Source organism: Arthrobacter sp. NPDC080073, assembly GCF_040686575.1.
In the GTDB taxonomy this organism is placed as follows: domain Bacteria; phylum Actinomycetota; class Actinomycetes; order Actinomycetales; family Micrococcaceae; genus Arthrobacter.
Window position 1 is genome coordinate 84379 of record NZ_JBFBKR010000015.1, and the last position, 23071, is coordinate 107449.

The window sequence follows — 23071 nt, forward strand, 5'->3', positions numbered from 1 at the left end:
GGGATCAGGCGAGATCGAAACGATCGAGCATCATTACTTTGTCCCACGCGGCGACAAAGTCTGCGACGAACTTCCCGGAGGCATCATCGCTCGCGTAGACCTCCGCAACGGCCCGCAGCTCCGAGTTCGAGCCGAAGACGAGGTCGGCGCGGCTGCCGGTCCACTTGACTTCTCCGCCGCCATCGCGGGCCTCGAAGTGGTCCTCTTCCTGGGACGTGGCCTTCCACGTGAGCTCCTGGTCGAGCAGGTTGACGAAGAAATCATTGGTCAAGGTTCCGGGCCGCGAGGTCAGGACCCCGTCCGGCGACAGACCCGTACTGACGCCCAGGACACGCAGGCCGCCAACAAGAGCTGTCATCTCGGGCGCACTGAGAGTGAGCAGATTTGCGCGGTCGACCAGGAAATGCTCGGCGGCGGGCCGGTAAGCAGCGCGGGCGTAGTTGCGGAACCCGTCTGCTTTGGGCTCGAGCGGCTCGAAAGATTCGACGTCGGTCTGCTCTTGTGAGGCGTCGGTACGGCCCGGGGTGAATGGCACCTCGATGCTGTGGCCGCCTTTCTCGGCGGCCAGTTCGATGGCAGCACAGCCGCCGAGGACAATGAGGTCCGCGAGCGACACCCCGACGCTGGCACCATGGCTGAAGGCGATCTGGATGCTCTCAAGGGTAGCGAGCACCTTGCAGAGCTGCTCCGGCTCGTTGACTTCCCAGCTCCGCTGGGGTTCCAGGCGGATGCGGGAACCGTTGGCGCCGCCGCGCTTGTCGCTTCCGCGGAAGGTGGAGGCCGACGCCCACGCGGTTGAGACGAGTTCGGCGACCGTCAGGCCGGAGGAGAGGATCTGTTCTTTGAGCATGTCGATGTCCCCGGCATCGATCGTCTCGGCCGGGGAAGCTGGGAGCGGATCCTGCCAGATGAGCTCTTCCCGCGGGACCAGCGGGCCCAGGTAGCGCGTGGAAGGTCCCATGTCCCGGTGGGTCAGCTTGAACCAGGCGCGGGCGTAGGCATCCTCGAACTCCGCCGGGTTCTCGAGGAACCGGCGGGAGATCTTCTCATATTCCGGATCGAGCCGGAGTGAGAGGTCGGTCGTGGCCATCATAGGCGCGTGCCGCTTTGACGGGTGATGGGCGTCCGGCACGGCGTCTGCTCCTGCGCCGTCCCTGGGCTTCCATTGCTGGGCTCCCGCAGGGCTGGTGGTGAGCTCCCACTCGTAGCCGAACAGCGTCTCGAAGAAGCTGTGGTCCCAGGTCGTTGGGGTCGGGGTCCACGCGCCCTCGAGCCCGCTGGAGATGGTGTCGACGCCTTTACCGCTGCCCATGCTGTTGCGCCAGCCCAGGCCCTGTTCCTCCAGGGAAGCGCCCTCCGGCTCAGCGCTGACGTAGTCCGCGCTGCCAGCGCCGTGGCTCTTTCCAAAGGTATGGCCACCTGCAATGAGCGCGACGGTTTCCTCGTCGTTCATCGCCATGCGACGGAACGTCTCACGGATGTCGTGGGCCGCTGCCAAGGGGTCAGGATTGCCGTTCGGGCCTTCGGGGTTGACGTAGATGAGGCCCATCTGGACGGCCGCCAAACGGCTTTCGAGCTGCCGGTCCCCGGTGTAGCGCTCGTTACCACCCAGCCAGGTGTCTTCCGGCCCCCAGTAGACGTCCTCATCGGGCTGCCAGACGTCCTCGCGGCCGCCGCCGAAGCCGAAGGTCTTCAAGCCCATTGACTCCATGGCAACTGTGCCAGCGAGCACCATGAGGTCGGCCCAGGAAATCTTCTGGCCGTACTTCTGCTTGATGGGCCACAGCAGTCGGCGCGCTTTGTCGAGGTTGACGTTGTCGGGCCAGCTGTTCAGGGGCGCGAAGCGCTGCTGGCCGGCTCCCGCGCCACCGCGTCCGTCGTGGATCCGGTAGGTGCCTGCGCTATGCCACGCCATCCGGACAAAAAGGGGGCCGTAGTGGCCGTAGTCGGCCGGCCACCACTCTTGGGACGTGGTCATAGCCTCAACAAGGTCCTTCTTGATCTCGGCAAGGTCCAGGGAGTTGAAGGCGGCCGCATAGTCGAAGCCGGTATCCAAAGGGTTGGCCTTCGCAGGGTTGTTCCGCAGGATCTTCACATTGAGCTGGTTGGGCCACCACTTATGGTTTCCCGCGCCTACGGTCGGGGGCTGGGGGCGTCCAGCTGCGAACGGGCATCGCGCCTCGTTCTCTTCGTTGATTTCGCTCACAACGGCGTCAGCGGTATCAGACACAGGGGATCCTTCCTGGATGAGGGTATTTGCTTCAGGCGGCTGAAGCAGTCAGGCATTCGCGCCCACAAGGACGAGTGAGTTGCCAAAGGGGGGGGCGCCGGCGGGTGTACCGCGGTTTCGAGGAAACTTGACCGGGAAGACAAACCTTCGAAGATGTACTTCGAAGGTCCAAGGTCGTTGGCGCATCTCAAGCTTGACGAAAATTCCAATGCGAATCAAGGAAAAGAGGGATTGGCGCCCTGTCTCAATTTTGGACGGTAACGGCGCCAACCGGCTGCGGTGCGCAGACAAAGAACGGGGGCTGCTCCACCTGGGCGAAGGGCACGACGAGCCACCGACCGGCGTAGAACTCGACATACGACTCCGGGTTGCACTTTGCGAAAGCTTCTTCGCGTGTCATCGTCTTTTCCTTTCACAACTTCTCTTGCATTAGCTGTGCCGGGCAATCTGCCGACAAGCGCCCCGCCTGGTAGGCCACCCACCGGGGCATGTCGGCCCTGGCCGGATGTTGCGTTGTGCAGCGGATTCTGCGTTCGTGGGCTAGTCTGCGGTTCATCATCAGATTCACCCCCCTTTCAGTTCTTCCGGACACTTCCAGAATCAGGGGAGCCGGGGATGACGAGTGTGTCAGTTTGGAACACTCTTTCGGGCTTGGCAGCCCGGGGCGTAGCTGTAGAAGACATCCAACGGTTACGGATCGAACGGGACGCGTCTGCAGGAAGTTCCGACCGCGCAGGAACGGGACATGGCGAACTAATTTGGTGGAAAACCGGGTGTTATTTTACGGCGCGCCGGACCTGCTGACGCCCTTTCGCAAAAGGTGCTAAATGCTGTCCCTAGCTTTCGGCGATGACGTTTTTGCCGATCCTGTGCCGAGGCTGCATGGTGCGTGTCTCAGAGTTGTGACGCGGTGTTTGCCATCGGAGCGACCGCGATCCCATATTCGCGGATCTTGCGGTAGATGGTTGCGCGTGACATACCCAGATGTTCGGCCGCGGCGCTCTTGTTCTCGCGGTGGGTCCTGAGGGCTTCGACGATGGCATCCCGCTCGAGCGACTCCAGGTGCGTGAGTGATCGCCGGACGGTCGACTGGCATTGGGGCGGCAGATCGCCGACGTCGACAAGGCCGGTCCTTTTAGTGCGGACGATTTTGTTGACCACGGACTGAAGCTGGGCGAGGTTCAGGTCCCAGGGTAGGCGGGCGAGCTGGCGTAGCGCCGCAGGTGTGAAGGAGATGTCCTCGCTGTGGGCCGAGCGGTGCAGCAGAGCGGTGGCGAGGGGACCGATATCTTGAGAGCGATGCCGTAGCGGGGGGATCCTGACTGTGCTGTCGAAGCAAGGGACGATCATTGCTTCGACATCGCTTGGCTCCGCGGGCGTGGTCCGGGTCGCCACCAGCCAGCGGACACCGTCGACCTGGGATTCTCCGGTGTGCCCGACGAGCAACTCGGACAAGGCGCCGGCCGCTGCGTTCGGCAGCTGCTCGAGATGTTGGAGCACGAGTGTCCCGGAAGCTTCCTTGAGTTCATCGCGGATCTCGTCCAGCCATGTGTCCTGGTCGTGGGCCGCGCCGCAGTCGATGACGCGCAGGTGCCCGGCATTGCTGTTGGCGTAGTGCGCGGCCTTGAGTAAAGCGAGCTTACCGACACCGTGCTCACCTTCGACGATGACGGAGCGGCCGTGGGCGCGGTCCTCCTGTACCTGCGCGCAGGCGCGAAGCCAATCCGATGATGTTCCGACCAGGCCAGGCAACTTGCCCGCGGCGAGCCGCGGTTGCGCTGGCCGGGCCGCCTCGCGTTCGTCCATGCCGACCTGCACCCGGAAGACGCCGCCGACAATACGGTCGCCGTACATCGTCGGTCGGTAGTGCATGCGAGCGGTCGTGCCGCTGGGCAGGTCGGCAACGACGGTCCGGGAGCTTAGTTCATTCACGGCGTCAGCGGTGTGGGCCAGCAGTGCAGCCCGGTCATCGGGGGCGAGCAGGGCCTGGGCGTGGCGGTTCATCATCACTACTTCACCGTTGAGCGCGAGGACCGGTCCTGTGCTGCGCCGGCATGCGGCCAGATAGTCGCGGAGCAGGGCCAGCTCCCGGGCGCCGATGTGCTCCGTGAGTGCGTCCTGGATCTGTGCGGCCACGCTTTTTGCGGTGGCGAGCAACAGGGGGTTGGCGATCGAGGCGCTGCATGTGAGGTCGACCACGCCGAGGAGGGCGCCGCTTACGGGATGGTGCACCGGTGCGCCTGCGCACGCGAAGACGGACAACTTTTCGTTGAAGTGCTCGCCACCGATGACGAGAGTCGGTTTCGACCCTTCGAGTGTTGTGCCGATCCCATTAGTGCCCACGTCGGACTCGCCGTACCCGAAGCCGGGTGCGAGGAAGACGGATTCGAGGCTGTTGCGAAGCTGGGTGTCGAAGCAGTACCGGTGCATGATCTCTCCGGACGCCGCGGCGAAGATGATGCTGATGGGCTCGTCGGCGAGAATATCTGCGCTGTGTTGAAGGACAGTGGTGATGCCGCGAAGGATCTCGCTCTCCTTCGGTTCCTCATAGCTCGGTACGGCGCCCAGATCCACCGGGTTGATGCCTAGATGGGCGCTGCGGGACCACGAGTCCCTGATGGGAGAGCGCACATCCGCGGTGAGCCTTCCCGAGGTCAAAAACTGTTCGCGGGCGGCCCGGAGCGAGGAGAGCTGCTTTCCGACCGGTCGTTCAAAATATGCCATTGGAATTGTCCGACGATCTGTACTCGCGGCAGGCCTCATTGCCGACCGCTGGTGGTCTGTGATACCCGAAGCCAGACGTGGGGCCGAGGATGTGGCGGGGCGGGGACATAATGTTTAGCCGCACCCGCACGGGTATCGTAAGGCAAATTCTACGAGGGCTGCCTCACGGCAGTCAATCATGCGCGTTGACTCATGGGAAACCTCCGCGTACCTTCCGCAGCCGTTACTGCCGATCCGCGATCTCCCCCTTCTCCCCCGGCCGTGGTGGTCCCCCGCGCCATTCTCAAAGTGAGACAGCTCACAACGACGCGATGGTGTGAAGTTCTATCCACGGGCAAAACGCCCCGCCCGCCTGGCCGGGTCACCGATGTTCCTGCCGTTTCACAGGAGGCACTACACGTATGAGCAGACAGAGCCTGACGAAGGCCCACGAGAAGATTTCTGAACTGACATGGGAACCGACGTTCGCGACCCCAGCGACCCGGTTCGGCACGGATTACACCTTCGAGAAGGCGCCGAAGAAGGATCCGCTGAAACAGATTATGCGTTCCTACTTCCCGATGGAGGAGGAGAAGGACAACCGCGTTTTCGGCGCTATGGACGGCGCGATCCGCGGCAACATGTTCCGCCAGGTCCAGCAGCGCTGGCTGGAGTGGCAGAAGCTATTCCTGTCGATCATCCCGTTCCCGGAGATATCGGCAGCCCGTGCAATGCCGATGGCGATTGACGCGGTTCCAAACCCTGAGATCCACAACGGTCTCGCGGTGCAGATGATCGACGAGGTTCGCCACTCGACGATTCAGATGAACCTCAAGAAGCTTTACATGAACAACTACATCGACCCTGCCGGCTTCGACATGACGGAGAAGGCGTTCGCAAACAACTACGCGGGCACGATCGGTCGGCAGTTCGGTGAGGGGTTCATCACCGGTGACGCGATCACAGCCGCCAACATCTACCTCACCGTCGTCGCAGAGACGGCCTTCACCAACACGCTGTTCGTCGCGATGCCCGACGAAGCCGCCGCTAACGGTGACTATCTGCTGCCGACTGTCTTCCACTCAGTGCAGTCGGACGAGTCGCGGCACATCAGCAACGGATATTCGATCCTTCTGATGGCCCTCGCGGACGAGCGCAACCGTCCCCTGCTGGAGCGCGACCTGCGTTACGCGTGGTGGAACAACCACTGCGTTGTGGACGCGGCCATCGGCACGTTCATCGAGTACGGCACCAAAGACCGTCGCAAGGACCGTGAATCCTACGCCGAAATGTGGCGTCGCTGGATCTACGACGATTACTACCGCAGCTACCTGCTCCCGCTCGAGAAATACGGGCTCGTTATCCCGCACGATCTGGTTGAGGAAGCGTGGAACCGCATCACCAACAAGTTCTACGTACACGAGACCGCGCGATTCTTCGCGACGGGGTGGCCGGTGAACTACTGGCGCATCGACGCGATGACGGATACCGACTTCGAATGGTTCGAAGACAAGTACCCCGGCTGGTACTCCCGGTTCGGCAAGTGGTGGGAGAACTACAACAGGATGGCCTACCCGGGCCGGAACAAGCCGATCGCGTTCGAAGAGGTCGGGTACGAATACCCGCATCGCTGCTGGACCTGCATGGTTCCCGCGCTTATCCGTGAGGACATTGTGGTCGACAAAGTCGACGGACAGTGGCGGACGTACTGCTCAGAGACCTGCGCCTGGACGGACAAGGTGGCGTTCCGCCCCGAATACGAAGGCCGGGACACCCCTAACATGGGCCGGCTCACCGGACACCGCGAGTGGGAGACGCTTCACCACAACAAGGACCTGGCCGACATCATTCAGGACCTCGGCTACGTCCGCGACGACGGCAAGACCCTGATCGGTCAGCCGCACCTCGAGCTCGACGATCCCAAGAAACTCTGGACGCTCGAGGACATGCGCGGCATCCAGTTCATGAGCCCCAATGTTCTCCTGAACGAGATGTCCGACCAGGAACGCGATGCGTGGGTCACGGCCTACCGAGCGAATGACAACATCAGCGTCTAGCTGCCGCGATAGGTGGTGGTGCCGGACTGATTCCAGGCACCACCACCCCGCAAACAGCAGACCATACAAGAAATGGAGGAAGCCATGGCGGACGCCCATCGAATCAGCTTTGAACCCGTGAACATCGAGATGGAGGTGAAGGAGGACGAGAAGATCCTCGATGCGGCCTTCCGGCAGGGAATCCATCTGATGCACGGATGTCGCGAGGGCCGTTGCTCTGCGTGCAAGTCCTACGTCATTGAAGGCGATATCCAGATGGAGGACTATTCGACGTTCGCCTGCAACGATGCGGAAGTCGCCGAAGGATACGTCCTGCTCTGCCGCGCGCATGCCTTCGGCGACTGCACCATCGAGCTCCTCAACTTCGACGAGGAAGAACTTCTGAACTCGATCCCCCTGCAGGAGGTTCGAACCGAGGTGCTCGATATTGTCCAGCACACGCGGGACATTGTCGGCCTCAAGCTACGGCCCGTGGAACCGGCGATGTTCGAGTACAAGGCCGGTCAGTACGCGGACCTTACGATCCCTGGGACAACGGCTTACCGGTCGTTCTCCATGGCCACCACCCCGACGACGACCGACCACATTGAGTTCCTCATCAAGAAGTATCCCGGCGGCAAGTTCTCCGCGTTGCTCGACGACGGCATCCGTGTCGGCGACACGATAAGCCTGCAGGGCCCCTACGGGAACTTCACCCTCAAGAACGGGCACGTCATGCCGATCGTGCTCATCGGCGGCGGCGCGGGAATGGCTCCGGTGCTTTCGCTGCTGAGGCGCCTGAGCGAGACCGGAGACCAACGTAAGGTCCGTTTCTATTACGGGGCCCGCACAGCGCGGGACCTGTTCCACCTCGACGAGATCCGCGCCCTGGGAGAGCAGCTGGCGGACTTCGAGTTCATCGTCTGCCTCTCGGAATCCACCGACGGCATCGACGAACTCGGAGTGCTCGGCTTCCCGGGCAACGTCACTGAAGTCGTCGGGGCGCACGAGCCTGAGCTGAACAAGACCGAAGTGTACCTCTGCGGTCCGCCGCCGATGGTGGACGCGGCCATGGTGCTCGTCGAGCAGCATGGCGTCCCGGCTGACCAGATCTTCTACGACAAGTTCGAAAGCCCCCAGCGCGAGGACTAGTCCTGAAGCGGCACCACGAAATTGCAAGTGACAGACAAAGGCAGTTCCACCAACAGATGGAGTTGAATCACATGGCTGACCGCCCACCGGCTGCGACAAAGACGCGCAGCTTTCCCCGAGTAGAATTCACGGACTCTGAAGCCGGAGCCTTGGAGTTCCCGAGCTCCAGGAGCCGGACCTACAACTATTTCAAGCCGGCCAAACTGCGGGCCACGGTATATGAGGATGTCACGGTCGACGTCCAGCCAGACCCGGACCGGCATCTCACCCAAGGGTGGATCTACGGGTTCGGCAACGGCCCCGGTGGATACCCGAAAGAATGGACCACCGCGAAATCCTCGAACTGGCACGCCTTCCTGGACCCGAACGAGGAGTGGGAACAAACGATCTACCGCAACAATTCCGCCGTCGTCCGTCAGGTTTCGCTGTGTTTGGAAAACGCCAAGCGAGCCAACGCCTATGACCACTGGAACAGCGCCTGGAGCCGGTTCATCTCCCGCAATCTCGGTGCATGGATGCACGCCGAGAACGGCATTGCACTGCACGTGTTCACGTCGATCCAGCGGTCCTGCCCGAGCAATATGATCAACAATGCCGTCGCCATCAACGCTGCCCACAAGATGCGCTTCGCCCAGGATCTGGCCCTGTTCAACCTCGACCTCTCGGAATCGCATCTGGAGTTCGACGGCGCAGCCCACAAGGAGGTCTGGCAGGACGCCGCCGAGTGGCAGCCCGTTCGCAAGGTCGTCGAGGAGCTGACGGCTACAGGCGACTGGGCCGAGCTGCTCTTCGCGACGAACGTGGTCTTCGAGCAGCTGGTGGGACAGCTTTTCCGCAGCGAGCTTGTGATGCAAATTGCCGCGAAGAACGGTGACTACATCACCCCCACGATCGTCGGCACGGGCGAGAACGACTACAACCGTGATCTCTCCTACAGCCGAGTGCTCTTCCAGATGCTCACCCGCGATGAGGAGTTCAGCGCAGAGAACAAGGAGCTCTTCGACGGCTGGCTGGCCAAATGGGTGCCCAGGTGCCTCGAGGCCGCCAACTCGCTGCAGCCGATCTGGTCGCAGCCCGCGGATAAGGTCCGCACCTTTGCGGAGTCGCTCTCGTCCGCGAAAGAGAAATTCAGTCAGCTACTCGGGGAAATTGGCCTCGATGTTCCGAAGGAGTTGAACCAGTGACTATGCAATTCGGTTCCGACGCATCATTTTCGAACATGTGCGGTGTGACCCTGATGAACACACCCATCGGGCGGGTCGTCGCAGACGTCATGGGCGCCAAGGAAGGCGTCGATCTCGTGGAATACCCCTCCATGATCCGTGTAGATGCTGTCCGGCTGCTCGATTTCGACTACGCCGAGCTCAGCGATGCCCTTGGCGAAGAGTTCGATGGCTCGATCTTCGAGGAGATCAGCTCGACCCACTACGGGCGCATGGTCCACCTGGACGACCGGACGATGCTCTTCGCAAGCCCTGAGGACGCAGCACAGTACATCGGCTTCGACCTGACAGCCTCCTGAAGGTGAACCATCGGGGGTGCCGAGTCACGGCACCCCCGATGGACCCTCATTCCAAACAATCTGCAAGAAATAGAAATGAAGTGAAGACGCCATGTATGAAAAAGCTGGAGAGAAGTACTTCATCGTCGACGGCCACGTCCACATCTGGGACGGCCGCGAGTCGAATCTAAAGAACATTCACGGCAAGCAGTTCATTGACTGCTTCTACGACTACCACAAGAACCTCAGCCCCGAGAGCGCGGTGTGGGACTACGACACCTACACCTACTACGGAGGGGAGAGGTTCATGAAAGACCTGTTCCAGGACGGTTACGTCGATCACGCGATCGCCCAGACCACCGTTCTCCGTGACTTCTACAACAACGGTTTCGCCCGGGTGGAGGAAACCTGGGACCTGGCCCAGAAGAATCCCGACCGGCTGACTATGAACCTTGCGTATGACCCGCGCGACGAGCAGGCAGGTCTCGATCGGTTCAAGAAGGCCGCCCAGAAATACCGGCCGAAGGGCGTCAAGCTCTACACGGCCGAGTGGCACGGCGACTCGCGCGGTTACAAGCTGGACGACAAATGGTCCCGGACGTACCTGGAGACGTGCCTTGAACTGGGCATCAAGAACATCCACGTACACAAGGGCCCTACCATCCGGCCACTGGATCGGGATGCGTTCGATGTCGCAGACATCGACATCGTCGCAACGGACTACCTCGACCTCAACTTCATCGTCGAGCACTGCGGCCTTCCCCGTCTGGAGGACTTCTGCTGGATCGCCACGCAGGAGAGCAACGTCTACGGCGGTCTCGCCGTAGCCATCCCGTTCATGCACACACGCCCCCGCTACTTCGCGCAGATCATCGGAGAGCTCCTGTACTGGATCGGAGAGGACAAGATCCTCTTCGGCAGCGACTACGCGCTCTGGACACCGAAGTGGCTGATCGAGACGTTTGTGGACTTCCAATTCCCGGAGGATATGAGCGAGTACGCACCCATCACGACGGATCAGAAGAAGAAAATCCTCGGGCTCAACGCTGCGGCGCTCTACGACCTGGACGTTCCTGCCGAACTCCGCCTGCCCACCAATGCAGGCCAGGCCCAGGCGCAGCCGGCCGTCGGTGCCAAGGAAGGCGCAGGCCTGTCATGACCATCGAAGCCATCTCTCTGGACGCCGAAGTGATGGCGGCACTTGGCTCTGTACTCGATCCGGAACTGGATCAACCCATAACCGGCCTCGGGTTCGTTCGCTCGGTAGCGATCAGCGCTGAAGGGGTGGAAGTTCACCTTCGCCTGCCCACGTCGTTCTGCTCACCGAACTTCGCGTACTTGATGGTCTCAGATGCCCACGACGCCCTCTCGGCGGTGCCGGGCATAGGACGTGTCTCAGTGGAACTGGACGAACATCACGACTCCGAGAAGATCAACGCAGGAATGGCCGCAGGCCTGGGCTACCGCCAGACGTTCGGCGCCGAGGCCGAGGATAGCCTGGAAGGCTTGAGGTCGACGTTCCAGCGCAAGGCACACCTCGCTGCGATGGAGCGCGTCTGTGTCGAGATGCTGCGGCGGGGAACCTGGACCCTTGAGGAGCTGCCGCTGCTCGAGATCTTCGACCTGCCCGAAGACAGCCGCAAACATGCGCTGCAGCGACGGCGGGAAGCAATAGGGCTGCCAAATTCCCCTCACTCCCTGGTGCTTGTCAACGAAAGCGGAGAGTCGCTTTCGGCGGAAGAGGTCCCGTTGCGGCTGCGCTTCGCAAGGACTACACGCATCTCCATCGAGGGGAACGCTCATTTCTGCCGCGGCCTGCTCGCAACCCGATATGCCGACAACGGCGAAGCAGGACCCGACGGCGCGTTCACTACAGTCGTCACCAATACCAGGAGAGCATCATGAAGGCCGTTCGGCTGAGTGCATACGACAAGACGCCCGAACTCGTTGAGGTCCCGGATCCCAAAGTGGAGGGCCCGTTGGACATCGTCGTCAAAATCGGCGGCGCGGGTGTCTGCCGGACTGACCTGCACATCATCGAGGGACAGTGGGCGGAGAAGTCCGGCGTGGCACTGCCCTACACAATCGGTCACGAAAACGCGGGCTGGGTCGAAGCCGTCGGCTCTGCGGTGACCAATGTCAAGCCCGGCGACCCTGTGATCCTGCATCCATTGGTGACCTGCGGCCTATGCAGGGCCTGCCGCTTCGGCGATGACGTGCATTGCGAAAACTCCCGCTTCCCCGGTATCGATTCAGACGGTGGATATGCCGAGTATCTTCGGACAAGCGCGCGTTCCGCCGTGAAGCTGGACCCATCCCTGGTTCCGGCGGACGTGGCTGCCCTTGCAGACGCTGGACTCACCGCGTACCACGCGGCTGCAAAAGCTGCTCGACAACTGCGGCCCGGGGACAAAGTGGTGGTGATCGGCGCCGGTGGGCTGGGGCACATCGGGATCCAGGTGCTCGCCGCGCTGACCCCGGCGGAAATGATCGTCGTCGATGCCAATGACGAAGCGCTCAAGCTCGCTTCGGAGCTGGGGGCGACCCACACCGTACTCGCGGGCGAAGGAGCTGTCGAGCGCGTACAAGAGCTCACAGGGGGACACGGCGCCGAGGCAGTGATCGACTTCGTCGGCGAAGGCGGTGCCGTCGAAGCCGGTGTGAAGATGCTTCGCCGGGCCGGCAACTACTTCGTCGTCGGTTACGGCGGTTCGATCAACGTTCCGACCATCGACATCATCTCGACCGAGATCAACTTCATCGGCAATCTCGTCGGCAGCTACAACGACCTGGTGGAACTCATGGTGCTCGCGGCTCAAGGGAAGGTCCGGCTCCACACGTTCAAGTACTCGCTCGGCGACTACACCAGGGCACTCGATGACCTCAGCCACGGCAACGTGCGTGGCCGGGCCATTCTCATTCCCTGACCCAAAAACCACTGAAAGACAAAGGAAAGTAGGACGCCATGGCCAAGGAACTTCGCTTCAGCAGAGATGCCCGGAGGCAGCTCGAACGCGGCGTGAACGCGCTAGCTGACGCCGTCAAGGTGACTCTGGGGCCCAAGGGCCGCAATGCAGTCCTGGAAAAGCTCACCGGACCTCCGACGATCACCAACGACGGCGTGACGATCGCCCGGGAGATTCAGCTCAGGGAACCCTTCGCCAACATGGGGGCGCAGCTGGTCAAAGAAGTTGCAATGAAGACCAACGGCGTGGTCGGCGACGGGACAACAACCGCCACAGTGCTGGCTCAAGCGATGGTCCGCGAGGGCCTGAAGAGCGTCGATGCCGGCGCCAACCCGATGCACGTGCGCCGGGGCATTGAAACGACCGTCGAGGCGGTAGTCGAGTCACTTCACACATGGGCATCCCCAGTGACGGGGCGCCAGGAGCTGGAGAAGGTCGCGACCCTTGCCGCAAATGACGACGAGCGAATCGGGCGTGTGATCGCGGATGCGCTCGGCGCTGTGGGCCCGGACGGCGTGGTGGAGGTCGAGGAGTTCGATGAGCCCGGACTGCGCGTGGATGTCGTGGACGGAATTGAAATCGACCACGGGTTCATCTCCCCGTACATGGTCACCGATCGGGAGAGAACGGAGGCCAGCCTCGACGAACCGCTCGTGCTGCTGACCAATCGTAAAATCTCCCAGGTGCAGGATCTCATGCCGACCGTGGAGACCGCCCGCCGCGCCAACCGCCCGCTTCTCATCCTGGCCGAGAACGTCGACGGGCCGGCTCTTCAAATGCTCGTGAGCGGAAATGTGCACGGCACCTTCAGGTCGGTAGTCGTTAGGGCCCCCGGGTTCGGCCACCGCCGAGTCGCCGAACTCGAAGACCTTGCCGCGGCACTCGGCGGCAGGGTGGTAAGCGATGACTCAGGGGTACTCCTCGCCGAGGTCACTGAGCAAGACCTCGGCAAATGCGCCGACGTTACGGTAACTGAAAGCACGACAACGATCACTGGCGGCGCCGGAAACTCAGGACTGGTCCAAGCCCGGATCCGTCAACTCGAAAAGCAACTCGAGCGCGCGCGGATCGAGCACGACCAGGACAGCTTGCGTTTGAGGATCGCCCGGCTGTCAGGGACGATCGCCGTCGTCAAAGTCGGTGGACGGACGAGCGTGGAGCTCAAGGAACGGATGCTCCGGGTGGAGGACTCCCTGGCCGCAGCCAAGGCTGCCATCGAGGAGGGCGTCGTTGCAGGCGGAGGCACCGCGCTCGCGCAGGCAGGCGCGGTAGTAGACAAGATCGAGCTGACTGGAGACGCAGCTGCCGGACGCGACATCGTACGGCGGGCGCTCGGTGAGCCGCTGCGGTGGATCGCAATCAATGCAGGCTTCGACGGCGACCAGGTATTGCAGGACGTCATCTCGGGACCAGTCGGCTATGGATTCGACGCGTTGTCGGGACGATACGGTCCGATGACAGAGATCGGGGTCATGGATGCGGTGAAAGTGACCCGGACGGCGTTGGAGAGCGCGGCGTCGATCGCGGCACTCTTGATAACGACCGAGACCGCCATCGTCGAGGAAATCATCGGCAATCCCGGAGCAATCATCGATCCCGAGTTCGGCGATCTCGCAGAAGGTTTGGTGCGGCCCTCAAACATCTACTAATCGCAGCCGGGAGCATCCAAGAACCCTGCACCCGTCCAAAGCCGGCGTCTGCTGCGGACGGGTGCAGGCTAGAAATCCGAACACCCACGCGCATTCTTACGAGAGAAGAGATCATGCCCACACACCGGGTTCTACCCAAACCGCCTGATCAGGGGGTGTGGTCCGGGCAGGTCCCGGGTCCAGTTCCTCACGCAGAGGAAGAACCGCCAACCCGACAGACCATCAACATCGACGAACTTTCCGCATCCCCTTGGGTCGGCCTCCACTACCGCCATGAGTTCATGTTGCACCACCGGCACGAGCTGTTGGTGCAACATCTCAAGGACTAATATGACCCAGCGCTTCTGCCCAGCGTGACACCTGAGTCGTGACACCTGAAGAAGGCGCCCTAGGAGAACTCCTTCAGTGCCTCCATCAACAGCCCGCCCGGAGAACCCAGCCGCACATGGACGCCGTTTGAGGCCACCAGTTCGCCAGCGATCACGACGGCGGTGACGTCGCTCGCCGTCGCGCTGAACGCGAACTGCTGGGGCATGGAACCGGCGGTCCGCACCGAGTCCGGGGCCACGGCCATGAGGTCGCACACTGCACCTACCTCAAGTGCCGACGCAATGGGCGTGGCCATGGAAGCCTTAGCGCCGGCGGTGGCAGCGCGGAGCAGTTCCTGAGGCGAGAACCTGCCTCGCTGGCCGGAGCCGAGGCGTTCGCCGTGTTCCAAGGCACGCATCTCGACCCAGGGATCGATCACGGCGTGTTGGTCGGTGCCCAGCGCAATGGTCGCTCCGGCGTCGGACAAGGCGCGTGCCGGTCCGATCCCGTCGGCGAGATCGGCTTCGGTGCTGGGACACATCACCACGGTGGCTCCCGCGTCCCCGAGGAGCTGGATGTCGTTCGGCGTCAGGTGGGTGGCGTGGACCGCGGAGAGCCGCGGGGACAGCAGTCCGTGCCGGGCAAGAAGTCCGGCGGGGGTGACGCCATAAGCTTGCAGGCAGGCCTCGTTCTCAGCCGGTTGTTCGCTGAGGTGGATATGGAGCGGAATATCGGCAGGCAACTGCCGGGCGACTGTCTTCAGTGCCTCCTCGGGCACTCCGCGGACGGAATGCAGGGCCGCTCCCACGCCAACCATTTCCTGCGGAAAGGTCCGCGCTACCTCGGCGCGCAGCGAAGCGAGCCGGTCCAACCAGGCCTGCGCATCGGCGTCGCCAAACCGTGCCTGTTCCGGGCTCAGCGGTGTCCCGATGCCTCCCGCAAGATACAAGGTGTCCAGCAACGTCAGACGGATCCCTGCCGCCACGGCCGCCCTGGCCAACGCCAGTTCCATCGCATGCGGCTCGGCGTAGGGCGTTCCTTCGGGCTGGTGGTGGACGTAGTGGAACTCGGCCACGCTACTGAAGCCCGACACCACCATCTCAGTGAAGACTGCCGTAGCGAGCTTCTCGTATTTCTCCGGTGTCAGTTCCGCCGCGCTCCGGTACATTTGCTCGCGCCAGACCCAGAAGTCGCCGCGTCCGTCATGTGTCCGTCCGCGCAGGATCCGGTGGAAAGCGTGCGAATGGGCGTTGGCCGCGGCGGGGAAGACCACCCCGTTCAAGATCCGGTCACCCGTTTCGGGCTCGACGCCGGTAGCGATCCCGGAGATCCGGCCCGCGCGCACTTCCAACCGAACCCCGGTGGCCACGACCGCGCTGCCGCCGTCGGCGTTTACCAAGGCGGTTTCGCACCAGAACCCGCTCACAGGAGACCCTCCAGAACGTCGGCAAGGGCGGCCGCGCCGGCTGAGGCGTCCTCGTCGGCCACGTATTCTTCCGGGGAGTGCGAGATCCCGCTCGGGTTGCGGACGAAGAGCATCGCCGAGGGGACATGTCCCGCCAAGACTCCGGCGTCATGCCCGGCGCCGGTTGCCAGCACCGGCGCGCCGGGCAGGAGCTCGCCGATGCGTCGGCTGAGGGCGGAATCAAAATGCACGGTGTCGCTGTAGGACTCCTCGGTGAGGCTGACGGTGCATCCCTCGCTTGCCGCGATTTCCCGGGCCGCGGTGTAGATCCATTCGATCAGTTGTGCCGTCACGGCGTCGTCGGGATGGCGGGCGTCAAGCCACAGATCCACACGCGAGGCAATCACGTTGGTGCCGCCGGGAACCGGGGTCAAGCGCCCCACCGTGGCCCGCGCATCCGGCTGCTTCGCCGCGGTGTCACGCACGGCCACGACGATCTGCGCCGCCGCGACCATCGGATCGGCGCGGTCGGCCATGAGCGTGGTCCCGGCGTGGTTGCCTTGGCCGCTGACGCTCAGCTTCCAGCGGCCATGGCCGAGGATGGAGCTTCCGACGGCGATGGCCGGCCCGCCCTGGCCCAGACCTTTGCCCTGTTCCACATGGAGTTCGACGAAGTCGCCGATTCGTGCCATGGTTTCCGGATCGGGACCGACGTGCCGGGGATCCAGACCGTTGCTCCGGGCGACGTCGGCGAAGGTGTTGCCGTCGACGTCGCGCAGGTTCAGCGCCTTGTCGACGTCGATGGCGCCGGTCAGCAGGCGCGAGCCCAAGCAGGCCACGCCAAAGCGGGAACCTTCCTCTTCCGGGAAGACCGTGATGGCCAGGGAACGCGCCCGCTCAAGACCGCGGGATGTGAGGATATCGACGGCGGCGAGTGCCGAGGCGACGCCGAGCGGCCCGTCGAAGGCCCCTCCTCCGGGGACGGAGTCGAGATGGCTTCCTGTGACGAGCGCGCCGTCCTGGGGCTTTCCCCGCCAGGCCCAGATAATGCCGTTGCGGTCGGTCTCGACCCCGAGGCCCCGCCGTTGGGCTTGCTCGATGAACCACTGCCTGAGGTCGAGCTCGGGCGTCGAATAGACCGCCCTGGAGTATCCTCCGCGGACCGCATCGCGGCCCACGTCCTTGATGGAGTCAAGGAGCTGATTGACGGTTTCCACGTGTTCCTCCGATTAATGAAGACTGCCACCAAGTAAAAACCACATGCCACCTAATGACAAGGCCCCGGACGCAGAATCACGACAATTAACAGGCCCGAAACACCACCGATACGCCCCGACGTCACAGGATGTCTCAAATCCCGGAACTTCAGACAATTTTCAGAAATCTATTGCCATTCGATGAAAGTTGATTTTTACTTAGTGGCAAGACATGGTGATCCGGACCACTTGAAAGTAGGCCAAGCAGTGGCAGCAGATTCCTCCACACGGACGGTCGAAAGGGCCTTGGCCCTCCTGAGCGCGGTCTGCACCGATGGCTCCATCAGCCTGAGCGACGCGGCACGCGTTGTTGACTTGTCAGCCAGCACCGCACTCCGTCTCCTCCGCACCTTGGAAGGCAGCGGATTCGTGAAGCGGGATCCGGGCGGAAACTTCCGTCCTGGCGCCAGTGTGATCCAGTTGGGAGCCCTCGCGTTGGGACAGGAGTCCCTCGTATCGCTTTGCACGCCACACATGAAGCGGCTCGTGGCTGAAACGGGCGAGTCCTGCTATTTGAGCATTCCCGGTCCTGGGGAAACCGGAATCTACATTGCCATCGTCGAAGGTACCCGCTCTGTCCGGCACACCAGCTGGGTCGGCAGGAGCATTCCGCTGGAAGGATCGGCCGCTGGCAAGGTCCTCACCGGCGGGCAGAACGGCCGCGGCTTCGCCATCGTGCGAAGCGGCGTGGAAGACGACATCACGGCCGTCGCCGCACCCATTGTGATCGGCGGCCGCACCGTCGCAGCCCTCAGTATCGTCGCACCGAGCTACCGCTTGGACGAAGCGAAGGCCCAGACATTTGGCGAGGAACTGGCGAGGGTGGCGAACAACATCCTCGTGGAACCCTCCGGAGACCACGAAGCGCCCCAGGAAAGCATGGAAAAGAAATGATCAAGTTCGAAAATGTCACCAAGGCGTACCCGGACGGGACGGTCGCCGTCGACGGCCTGAACCTCGAGGCGCCCACCGGCAAGTTGACCATCCTGGTTGGCCCGTCCGGCTGTGGCAAGACCACTTCGCTGAGGATGATCAACCGCCTCATCGAACCCACCAGCGGCACCATCTACCTCGATGACCAGCCCACGTCCGGCATGGACGCAGCGTTGCTGCGGCGCCGGATCGGCTACGTCATCCAGCACGCAGGCCTCTTCCCGCACCGCACCATCATCGACAACGTGGCAACGATGCCCGTGCTGCTCGGCGAGAGCAGGCAGCAGGCCCGCATGAAAGCCCTCGAACTCATGGAACGCGTCGGACTCCCTGCGAGCTTTGCCAAGCGCTACCCATGGCAGCTCTCCGGCGGACAGCAGCAGCGCGTGGGCGTGGCCCGGGCTTTGGCTTCGGATCCGTCCTTCATGCTCATGGACGAACCCTTCAGCGCGGTTGACCCCGTGGTCCGCGCGCAACTCCAGGACGAGTTCCTCCGGCTCCAGCGCGAGATCGGCAAGACCATCATCATGGTCACCCACGACATCGACGAGGCCCTCAAGCTCGGCGACCAGGTTGCCGTGATGCGCGTCGGCGGAAAACTCGCCCAGATGGCGACGCCGTCTGAGCTGCTGACTTCCCCGGCCGACGAATTCGTGGCCGACTTCGTCGGACGTGACCGCGGCTATCGTTCCCTCGGTTTCACCAACGCGGCCGGCACGGTAGCTATTGCCGAAGAAGCCGTAGTCACCCTTGGCGCCTCTGCCGCCGAGGCACAAAGCAAGGCCACAGGAGCCTGGGTGCTGGTGGTCGACCCGCTGCGGAGGCCGCTCGGGTGGGCACAGGCGGATCTCATTCGCGGCGAGCTCAAGAGGGAGCACCTTAATCTCAGCGGCACCTCCGCATCATCGTCAGGGACCATGCGCCAATTGCTCGACGCCGCACTTTCCTCCCCCAGCCGTCGCGGCGTCGTCGTCAATGAACATGGCGAGCTCATCGGCACAGTGACTGCCACCGACGTCGTCAAGGCGATCGAGGCTGAGCCGCACCTGGAGACGACGCGATGAACTTTGAATGGCTGGGCCGCCAGTCCGACAACATCGTCTTCCTGCTTGGCTGGCACGTGCTGCTCGCCGTCACTCCCCTCATCCTGGGCCTGCTGATCGCGCTCCCGCTTGGCTGGTGGGCACACCGCAGCCGCCGGATCTACCCCCTTCTGGTGGGCGTGGCGGGCCTTCTCTACACGGTCCCTTCCCTCGCCCTGTTCGTCCTGTTGCCGCTGGTCCTTGGCACCAAGATCCTGGACCCGCTCAACATCGTGGCAGCTTTGACCATCTACACCGTGGCCCTGCTGGTCCGCGTAGTGGCTGATGCCCTGGATTCCGTCCCGGAAGACACCGTCCAAGCCGCCAAGGCCATGGGCTACCGCGGATATCAGAGCCTGGTGAAGGTGGAGCTGCCCGTAGGCGTCCCCGTCATCAGTGCCGGACTCCGCGTCGCGGCGGTCTCCAACGTGAGCCTCGTTTCCGTGGCAGCGTTGCTAGGCATCCCGCAGCTCGGCTCGCTCTTCACCCAGGGCTTCCAGTTGCGGTTCTTCACCCCGATCATCGCCGGCATCATCCTCTGCGTGGTCCTGGCCATGGTCCTTGATGGACTGATCATCCTCCTCAACCGGTGGCTGACACCGTGGACCCCCAAGGTGGTGGCATCATGATCAACTACTTGTTCAATCCCGCGCATTGGAGCGGCGCCGACGGCATCCCCACCTTGATCGGTGAGCACCTCCTGTACTCCCTCATTGCCTTGGTGGTCGCGGCCGTCATCGCGGTTCCGCTCGGCATCTACATCGGTGTCACAGGCAAGGGCGTCTTCATGATCGCGGGCCTGGCCAACGCACTCCGGGCCCTGCCCAGCGTGGGCCTGCTGATCCTCTTGGTCCTGCTGATCTCGCCCGCTTTCCCGTCCAAGATGGGCTACATCCTGCCGAGCCTCATCGTCCTGGTACTCCTCGCAGTCCCGCCGATCCTGACCAACACCTATGCCGGCGTCCGCGCAGTGGACGCTGCCGCCGTCGACGCCGCCAAGGGCATGGGCTTCCGCACCATGAAGATCCTCACGGACATCCAGCTCCCTTGCTCGCTCCTGCTCATGCTGTCCGGCGTCCGCAGCGCACTGCTGCAGATCATCTCGACGGCGACCATCGCCGCGTACATTTCGCTCGGCGGCCTCGGACGGCTGCTGATCGACGGCAAAGCCCAGAACGACTACAGCCAGATGGTTGCCGGCGCCGTACTCGTTGCGCTGTTGGCCCTGTTCTTCGACCAATTGCTCGCCTTCATTACCCGCAGGGTCGTCTCACCCGGACTGACCCGGCGCACCGTCAAGGCGGCCGCCCCGGCCGCTGCGGCCGATACCGTGAAAACCCCCGTCACGGTCTAGCTCCGTACCCCGTTCACACTCGTCGGGCGCCCTGCCCGACGGCAGCATTACTCCCCGGCCCACCCCAGCTTGGCCACCGCATGCCCTGCAACGGCCCTCCCCAGAGAGATTGACATGAAAAAGTACCTGACTGGTTTCGCCCTGGCGGCAGCCACCGCCATCGCCCTGAGCGCTTGCGGCGGTGACCCCATGAGTTCCACCAACAACAACTCCCCGGCCGCCGCGGGTTCCACGGACAGCATCATCGTGGGCTCCGCGGACTTCCCGGAAAGCCAGCTCATCGCGAAGATCTACGCCGAGGCCCTCAAAGCCAAGGGAGTCCAGGTCACGGAAAAGCCCAGCATCGGCAGCCGCGAAGTCACCATCCCCGCATTGAAGGACGGTTCCATCGACCTCATGCCGGAATACGGCGGGGCCCTGTTGCAGTACCTTGATGCCTCCACCAAAGCGGTCACTTCGGATGAGGTCACGAAAGAGCTGAGCACCAAGATCCCGTCCGGACTCACCCAGCTGACAGCGTCCAAGGCACAGGACAAGGACGTGTTGGCGGTCAAGAAGGAAACCGCCGATAAGTACAACCTCAAGTCCATCACCGACCTCCAGCCTGCTGCCAAGGATCTCGTTCTGGGCGGCCCGCCGGAGTGGAAGACCCGCATTAACGGTGTCGCCGGCCTGAAGTCGGTCTACAACCTCGACTTCAAGGAATTCTCGGCGCTCGACGCCGGCGGCCCGCTCACGCTGAACGCCCTCCTTTCCGGTCAGGTACAGGTTGCCGACCTTTTCAGCACCGACCCCGCAATCGCTGCCAACAACCTGGTTGCCCTCGAAGACAACAAGAACCTGTTTTTGTCCGAGAACATCGTTCCTGTCATCAACCAGAAGAAGGCCAGCGACACCGTCAAGACCGTGCTGGACAAGGTCTCCGCCGCGTTGACCACCGATGACCTGATCCAGATGAACGGCAGGACCGCGAAGTTCGAGGACATGGGACAAATCGCCCAGGACTGGCTCAAGTCCAAGAACCTGGCCTAGTTCGAGCAAGAAGCAACTAGTCCAGAAGACTAAGGAGTACAAAGAATGGCACCCGCCGATTTCACTACCGGAGCCCGTCCTGTCCGGGCCGCGCGCGGCACCGGGCTGACCGCGAAGAGCTGGCAGACCGAAGCGCCGTTGCGCATGTTGATGAACAACCTGGACCCGGAGGTCGCCGAGCGTCCGGATGACCTGGTCGTGTACGGCGGCACGGGCCGGGCCGCCCGGTCCTGGGCCGCGTTCGACGCGATCACCCGGACCCTGGAGACCCTGGAGAAGGACGAGACCTTGCTGGTGCAGTCCGGCAAGCCGGTCGGGGTGTTCCGCACGAACGAGTGGGCGCCGCGGGTGTTGCTGGCGAACTCGAACCTCGTGGGCGACTGGGCGACCTGGCCCGAGTTCCGCCGCCTCGAGGCCGAGGGCCTGATGATGTACGGGCAGATGACCGCGGGGTCCTGGATCTACATCGGCACCCAGGGCATCCTGCAGGGCACCTACGAGACCTTCGCCGCCGTCGGGAACAAACTCCGTGCCGCACGGCACGATGCTGCCCGTACCCCCGCGGGTGTCTCCTCCACGGAGGGGCCGCTGGCCGGGACCCTGACGCTGACCGGAGGGTGCGGGGGCATGGGCGGGGCCCAGCCGCTCGCGGTGACCCTGAACGACGGGGCCTGCCTGATCGTGGACGTGGACGAGTCCCGGCTGCGCCGCCGTGCCGGCAAACGCTACCTGGACGAGGTCGAAACCGACCTGGACACCGCGATCGCCAAGGTCGCCAAGGCCAAGGCCGAGCGCCGCGGCTGGTCCGTGGGGTACGTCGGCAACGCCGCCGAGGTCTTCCCGGAACTGCTGGCCCGGCACCGGGCCGGGCAGCTCAGCATCGACGTCGTGACCGACCAGACCTCCGCGCACGACCCGCTCTCCTACCTGCCCGAGGGCATCACCGTGGACCAGTGGCACGCCGAGGCCGAAGCCGACCCGGAAGGGTTCACGAAGAAAGCCCAGGCCTCCATGGCCCGGCACGTCCAGGCCATGGTCGAGTTCCAGGACGCCGGCGCGGAGGTCTTCGACTACGGCAACTCGATCCGCGACGAGGCCCGCAAGGGCGGCTACGACCGGGCGTTCGAGTTCCCCGGCTTCGTCCCGGCCTACATCCGTCCGCTGTTCTGCGAGGGCCTGGGCCCGTTCCGCTGGGTCGCGCTCTCCGGTGACCCCGAAGACATCGCCGTGACCGATAAAGCCATCAAGGAACTCTTCCCCGAGAACACCCACCTGCACACATGGCTCGACGCCGCCGCCGAACGCGTCGAATTCGAAGGCCTCCCCGCCCGGATCTGCTGGCTGGGCTACGGCGAACGCGCCAAGGCAGGGCTGCTCTTCAACCAGCTCGTGGCCGAAGGCAAGGTCAAGGCCCCCATCGTGATCGGCCGGGACCACCTGGACTCCGGCTCCGTGGCCTCCCC

19 protein-coding genes are annotated in these 23071 nt (G+C 63.3%); 14 read left to right on the forward strand and 5 right to left on the reverse strand.

The genetic code is table 11. The features are described from left to right. Positions 1-4: 4 nt before the first annotated feature. The 3 genes from katG to AB0O52_RS16705 all read right to left on the reverse strand — a co-directional run bounded on the left by katG (position 5) and on the right by AB0O52_RS16705 (position 4954). Positions 5-2197: a catalase/peroxidase HPI gene (gene katG / locus AB0O52_RS16695; RefSeq protein ID WP_364539695.1), complete on the reverse strand. Its 2193-nt coding sequence runs from the start codon at positions 2195-2197 to the stop codon at positions 5-7. 277 nt (positions 2198-2474) lie between these two features. Next, positions 2475-2630: a hypothetical protein gene (locus AB0O52_RS16700; RefSeq protein WP_364539636.1), complete on the reverse strand. Its 156-nt coding sequence runs from the start codon at positions 2628-2630 to the stop codon at positions 2475-2477. 494 nt (positions 2631-3124) lie between these two features. After that, entirely contained in the window at positions 3125-4954 is a 1830-nt protein-coding gene (locus AB0O52_RS16705; RefSeq protein ID WP_364539639.1) for a helix-turn-helix domain-containing protein, read from the reverse strand. A 401-nt stretch (positions 4955-5355) separates the two neighbouring features. On the opposite strand from AB0O52_RS16705, the gene AB0O52_RS16710 reads away from it, so the two are divergent. The 8 genes from AB0O52_RS16710 (at position 5356) to groL (ending at position 14237) form a co-directional block, all read left to right on the forward strand. Then, on the forward strand, positions 5356-6990 hold the full coding sequence (locus tag AB0O52_RS16710) for a hypothetical protein (RefSeq protein WP_364539642.1): 1635 nt from the start codon (positions 5356-5358) through the stop codon (positions 6988-6990). Between the two features lie 84 nt (positions 6991-7074). Next, positions 7075-8121, forward strand: coding sequence for an FAD-binding oxidoreductase (locus AB0O52_RS16715; protein WP_364539645.1), 1047 nt, complete (start codon positions 7075-7077; stop codon positions 8119-8121). A gap of 71 nt (positions 8122-8192) precedes the next feature. Further along, positions 8193-9305, forward strand: coding sequence for an aromatic/alkene monooxygenase hydroxylase subunit beta (locus AB0O52_RS16720; protein WP_364539648.1), 1113 nt, complete (start codon positions 8193-8195; stop codon positions 9303-9305). A 2-nt stretch (positions 9306-9307) separates the two neighbouring features. Further along, the gene (mimD, locus tag AB0O52_RS16725; RefSeq protein ID WP_364539698.1) at positions 9308-9643 is read left to right on the forward strand and encodes a propane 2-monooxygenase effector subunit MimD; all 336 of its coding nucleotides are present in this window, start codon (positions 9308-9310) and stop codon (positions 9641-9643) included. Between the two features lie 91 nt (positions 9644-9734). After that, complete coding sequence (locus tag AB0O52_RS16730; RefSeq protein WP_364539651.1) at positions 9735-10781, forward strand: amidohydrolase family protein; 1047 nt, start codon at positions 9735-9737, stop codon at positions 10779-10781. Then, positions 10778-11527 carry an iron-sulfur cluster assembly protein gene (locus tag AB0O52_RS16735; RefSeq protein ID WP_364539653.1) on the forward strand — a complete coding sequence of 250 codons (750 nt, stop codon included), beginning with the start codon at positions 10778-10780 and terminating at the stop codon, positions 11525-11527. Before AB0O52_RS16730 ends, AB0O52_RS16735 begins: the two co-directional genes overlap by 4 nt. Next, positions 11524-12549, forward strand: a complete 1026-nt coding sequence (locus tag AB0O52_RS16740; RefSeq protein ID WP_364539656.1) for an NAD(P)-dependent alcohol dehydrogenase — start codon at positions 11524-11526, stop codon at positions 12547-12549. Before AB0O52_RS16735 ends, AB0O52_RS16740 begins: the two co-directional genes overlap by 4 nt. Positions 12550-12587: 38 nt before the next feature. After that, positions 12588-14237, forward strand: a complete 1650-nt coding sequence (groL, locus tag AB0O52_RS16745; RefSeq protein WP_364539660.1) for a chaperonin GroEL — start codon at positions 12588-12590, stop codon at positions 14235-14237. Positions 14238-14625: 388 nt separating this feature from the next. Here groL and AB0O52_RS16750 read toward each other — a convergent pair whose 3' ends face one another. After that, positions 14626-15972 carry a formimidoylglutamate deiminase gene (locus AB0O52_RS16750; RefSeq protein ID WP_364539663.1) on the reverse strand — a complete coding sequence of 449 codons (1347 nt, stop codon included), beginning with the start codon at positions 15970-15972 and terminating at the stop codon, positions 14626-14628. Further along, positions 15969-17168 (reverse strand): allantoate amidohydrolase, encoded by a 1200-nt coding sequence (locus AB0O52_RS16755; RefSeq protein WP_364539666.1) that lies wholly within the window; start codon positions 17166-17168, stop codon positions 15969-15971. The genes AB0O52_RS16750 and AB0O52_RS16755 overlap by 4 nt, the downstream gene beginning before the upstream one ends. A 246-nt stretch (positions 17169-17414) precedes the next feature. Here AB0O52_RS16755 and AB0O52_RS16760 point away from each other — a divergent pair, with 246 nt between their 5' ends. From AB0O52_RS16760 to AB0O52_RS16785, 6 genes are all read left to right on the forward strand, one after another. Continuing rightward, positions 17415-18101 (forward strand): IclR family transcriptional regulator, encoded by a 687-nt coding sequence (locus tag AB0O52_RS16760; RefSeq protein WP_364539669.1) that lies wholly within the window; start codon positions 17415-17417, stop codon positions 18099-18101. Beyond that, complete coding sequence (locus AB0O52_RS16765; RefSeq protein WP_364539672.1) at positions 18098-19204, forward strand: ATP-binding cassette domain-containing protein; 1107 nt, start codon at positions 18098-18100, stop codon at positions 19202-19204. The genes AB0O52_RS16760 and AB0O52_RS16765 overlap by 4 nt, the downstream gene beginning before the upstream one ends. After that, positions 19201-19851, forward strand: coding sequence for an ABC transporter permease (locus AB0O52_RS16770; protein ID WP_284984092.1), 651 nt, complete (start codon positions 19201-19203; stop codon positions 19849-19851). Before AB0O52_RS16765 ends, AB0O52_RS16770 begins: the two co-directional genes overlap by 4 nt. Further along, positions 19848-20576 carry an ABC transporter permease subunit gene (locus AB0O52_RS16775; RefSeq protein WP_364539674.1) on the forward strand — a complete coding sequence of 243 codons (729 nt, stop codon included), beginning with the start codon at positions 19848-19850 and terminating at the stop codon, positions 20574-20576. The genes AB0O52_RS16770 and AB0O52_RS16775 overlap by 4 nt, the downstream gene beginning before the upstream one ends. 114 nt (positions 20577-20690) lie before the next feature. Continuing rightward, entirely contained in the window at positions 20691-21608 is a 918-nt protein-coding gene (locus AB0O52_RS16780) for an ABC transporter substrate-binding protein (protein WP_364539677.1), read from the forward strand. Positions 21609-21653: 45 nt separating this feature from the next. Beyond that, positions 21654-23071, forward strand: a 1418-nt coding sequence (locus AB0O52_RS16785) for a urocanate hydratase (protein WP_364539680.1), incomplete at its 3' end; no start/stop codon positions are given.

What these genes read in the sequence shown, in the direction of transcription:
- AB0O52_RS16700 (WP_364539636.1), bottom strand. Translation starts at nt 2,630, where the DNA reads ATGACACGCGAAGAAGCTTTCGCAAAGTGCAACCCGGAGTCGTATGTC.
- AB0O52_RS16705 (WP_364539639.1), bottom strand. Translation starts at nt 4,954, where the DNA reads ATGGCATATTTTGAACGACCGGTCGGAAAGCAGCTCTCCTCGCTCCGG.
- AB0O52_RS16710 (WP_364539642.1), top strand. Translation starts at nt 5,356, where the DNA reads ATGAGCAGACAGAGCCTGACGAAGGCCCACGAGAAGATTTCTGAACTG.
- AB0O52_RS16715 (WP_364539645.1), top strand. Translation starts at nt 7,075, where the DNA reads ATGGCGGACGCCCATCGAATCAGCTTTGAACCCGTGAACATCGAGATG.
- AB0O52_RS16720 (WP_364539648.1), top strand. Translation starts at nt 8,193, where the DNA reads ATGGCTGACCGCCCACCGGCTGCGACAAAGACGCGCAGCTTTCCCCGA.
- mimD (WP_364539698.1), top strand. Translation starts at nt 9,308, where the DNA reads ATGCAATTCGGTTCCGACGCATCATTTTCGAACATGTGCGGTGTGACC.
- AB0O52_RS16730 (WP_364539651.1), top strand. Translation starts at nt 9,735, where the DNA reads ATGTATGAAAAAGCTGGAGAGAAGTACTTCATCGTCGACGGCCACGTC.
- AB0O52_RS16735 (WP_364539653.1), top strand. Translation starts at nt 10,778, where the DNA reads ATGACCATCGAAGCCATCTCTCTGGACGCCGAAGTGATGGCGGCACTT.
- AB0O52_RS16740 (WP_364539656.1), top strand. Translation starts at nt 11,524, where the DNA reads ATGAAGGCCGTTCGGCTGAGTGCATACGACAAGACGCCCGAACTCGTT.
- groL (WP_364539660.1), top strand. Translation starts at nt 12,588, where the DNA reads ATGGCCAAGGAACTTCGCTTCAGCAGAGATGCCCGGAGGCAGCTCGAA.
- AB0O52_RS16765 (WP_364539672.1), top strand. Translation starts at nt 18,098, where the DNA reads ATGATCAAGTTCGAAAATGTCACCAAGGCGTACCCGGACGGGACGGTC.
- AB0O52_RS16770 (WP_284984092.1), top strand. Translation starts at nt 19,201, where the DNA reads ATGAACTTTGAATGGCTGGGCCGCCAGTCCGACAACATCGTCTTCCTG.
- AB0O52_RS16775 (WP_364539674.1), top strand. Translation starts at nt 19,848, where the DNA reads ATGATCAACTACTTGTTCAATCCCGCGCATTGGAGCGGCGCCGACGGC.
- AB0O52_RS16780 (WP_364539677.1), top strand. Translation starts at nt 20,691, where the DNA reads ATGAAAAAGTACCTGACTGGTTTCGCCCTGGCGGCAGCCACCGCCATC.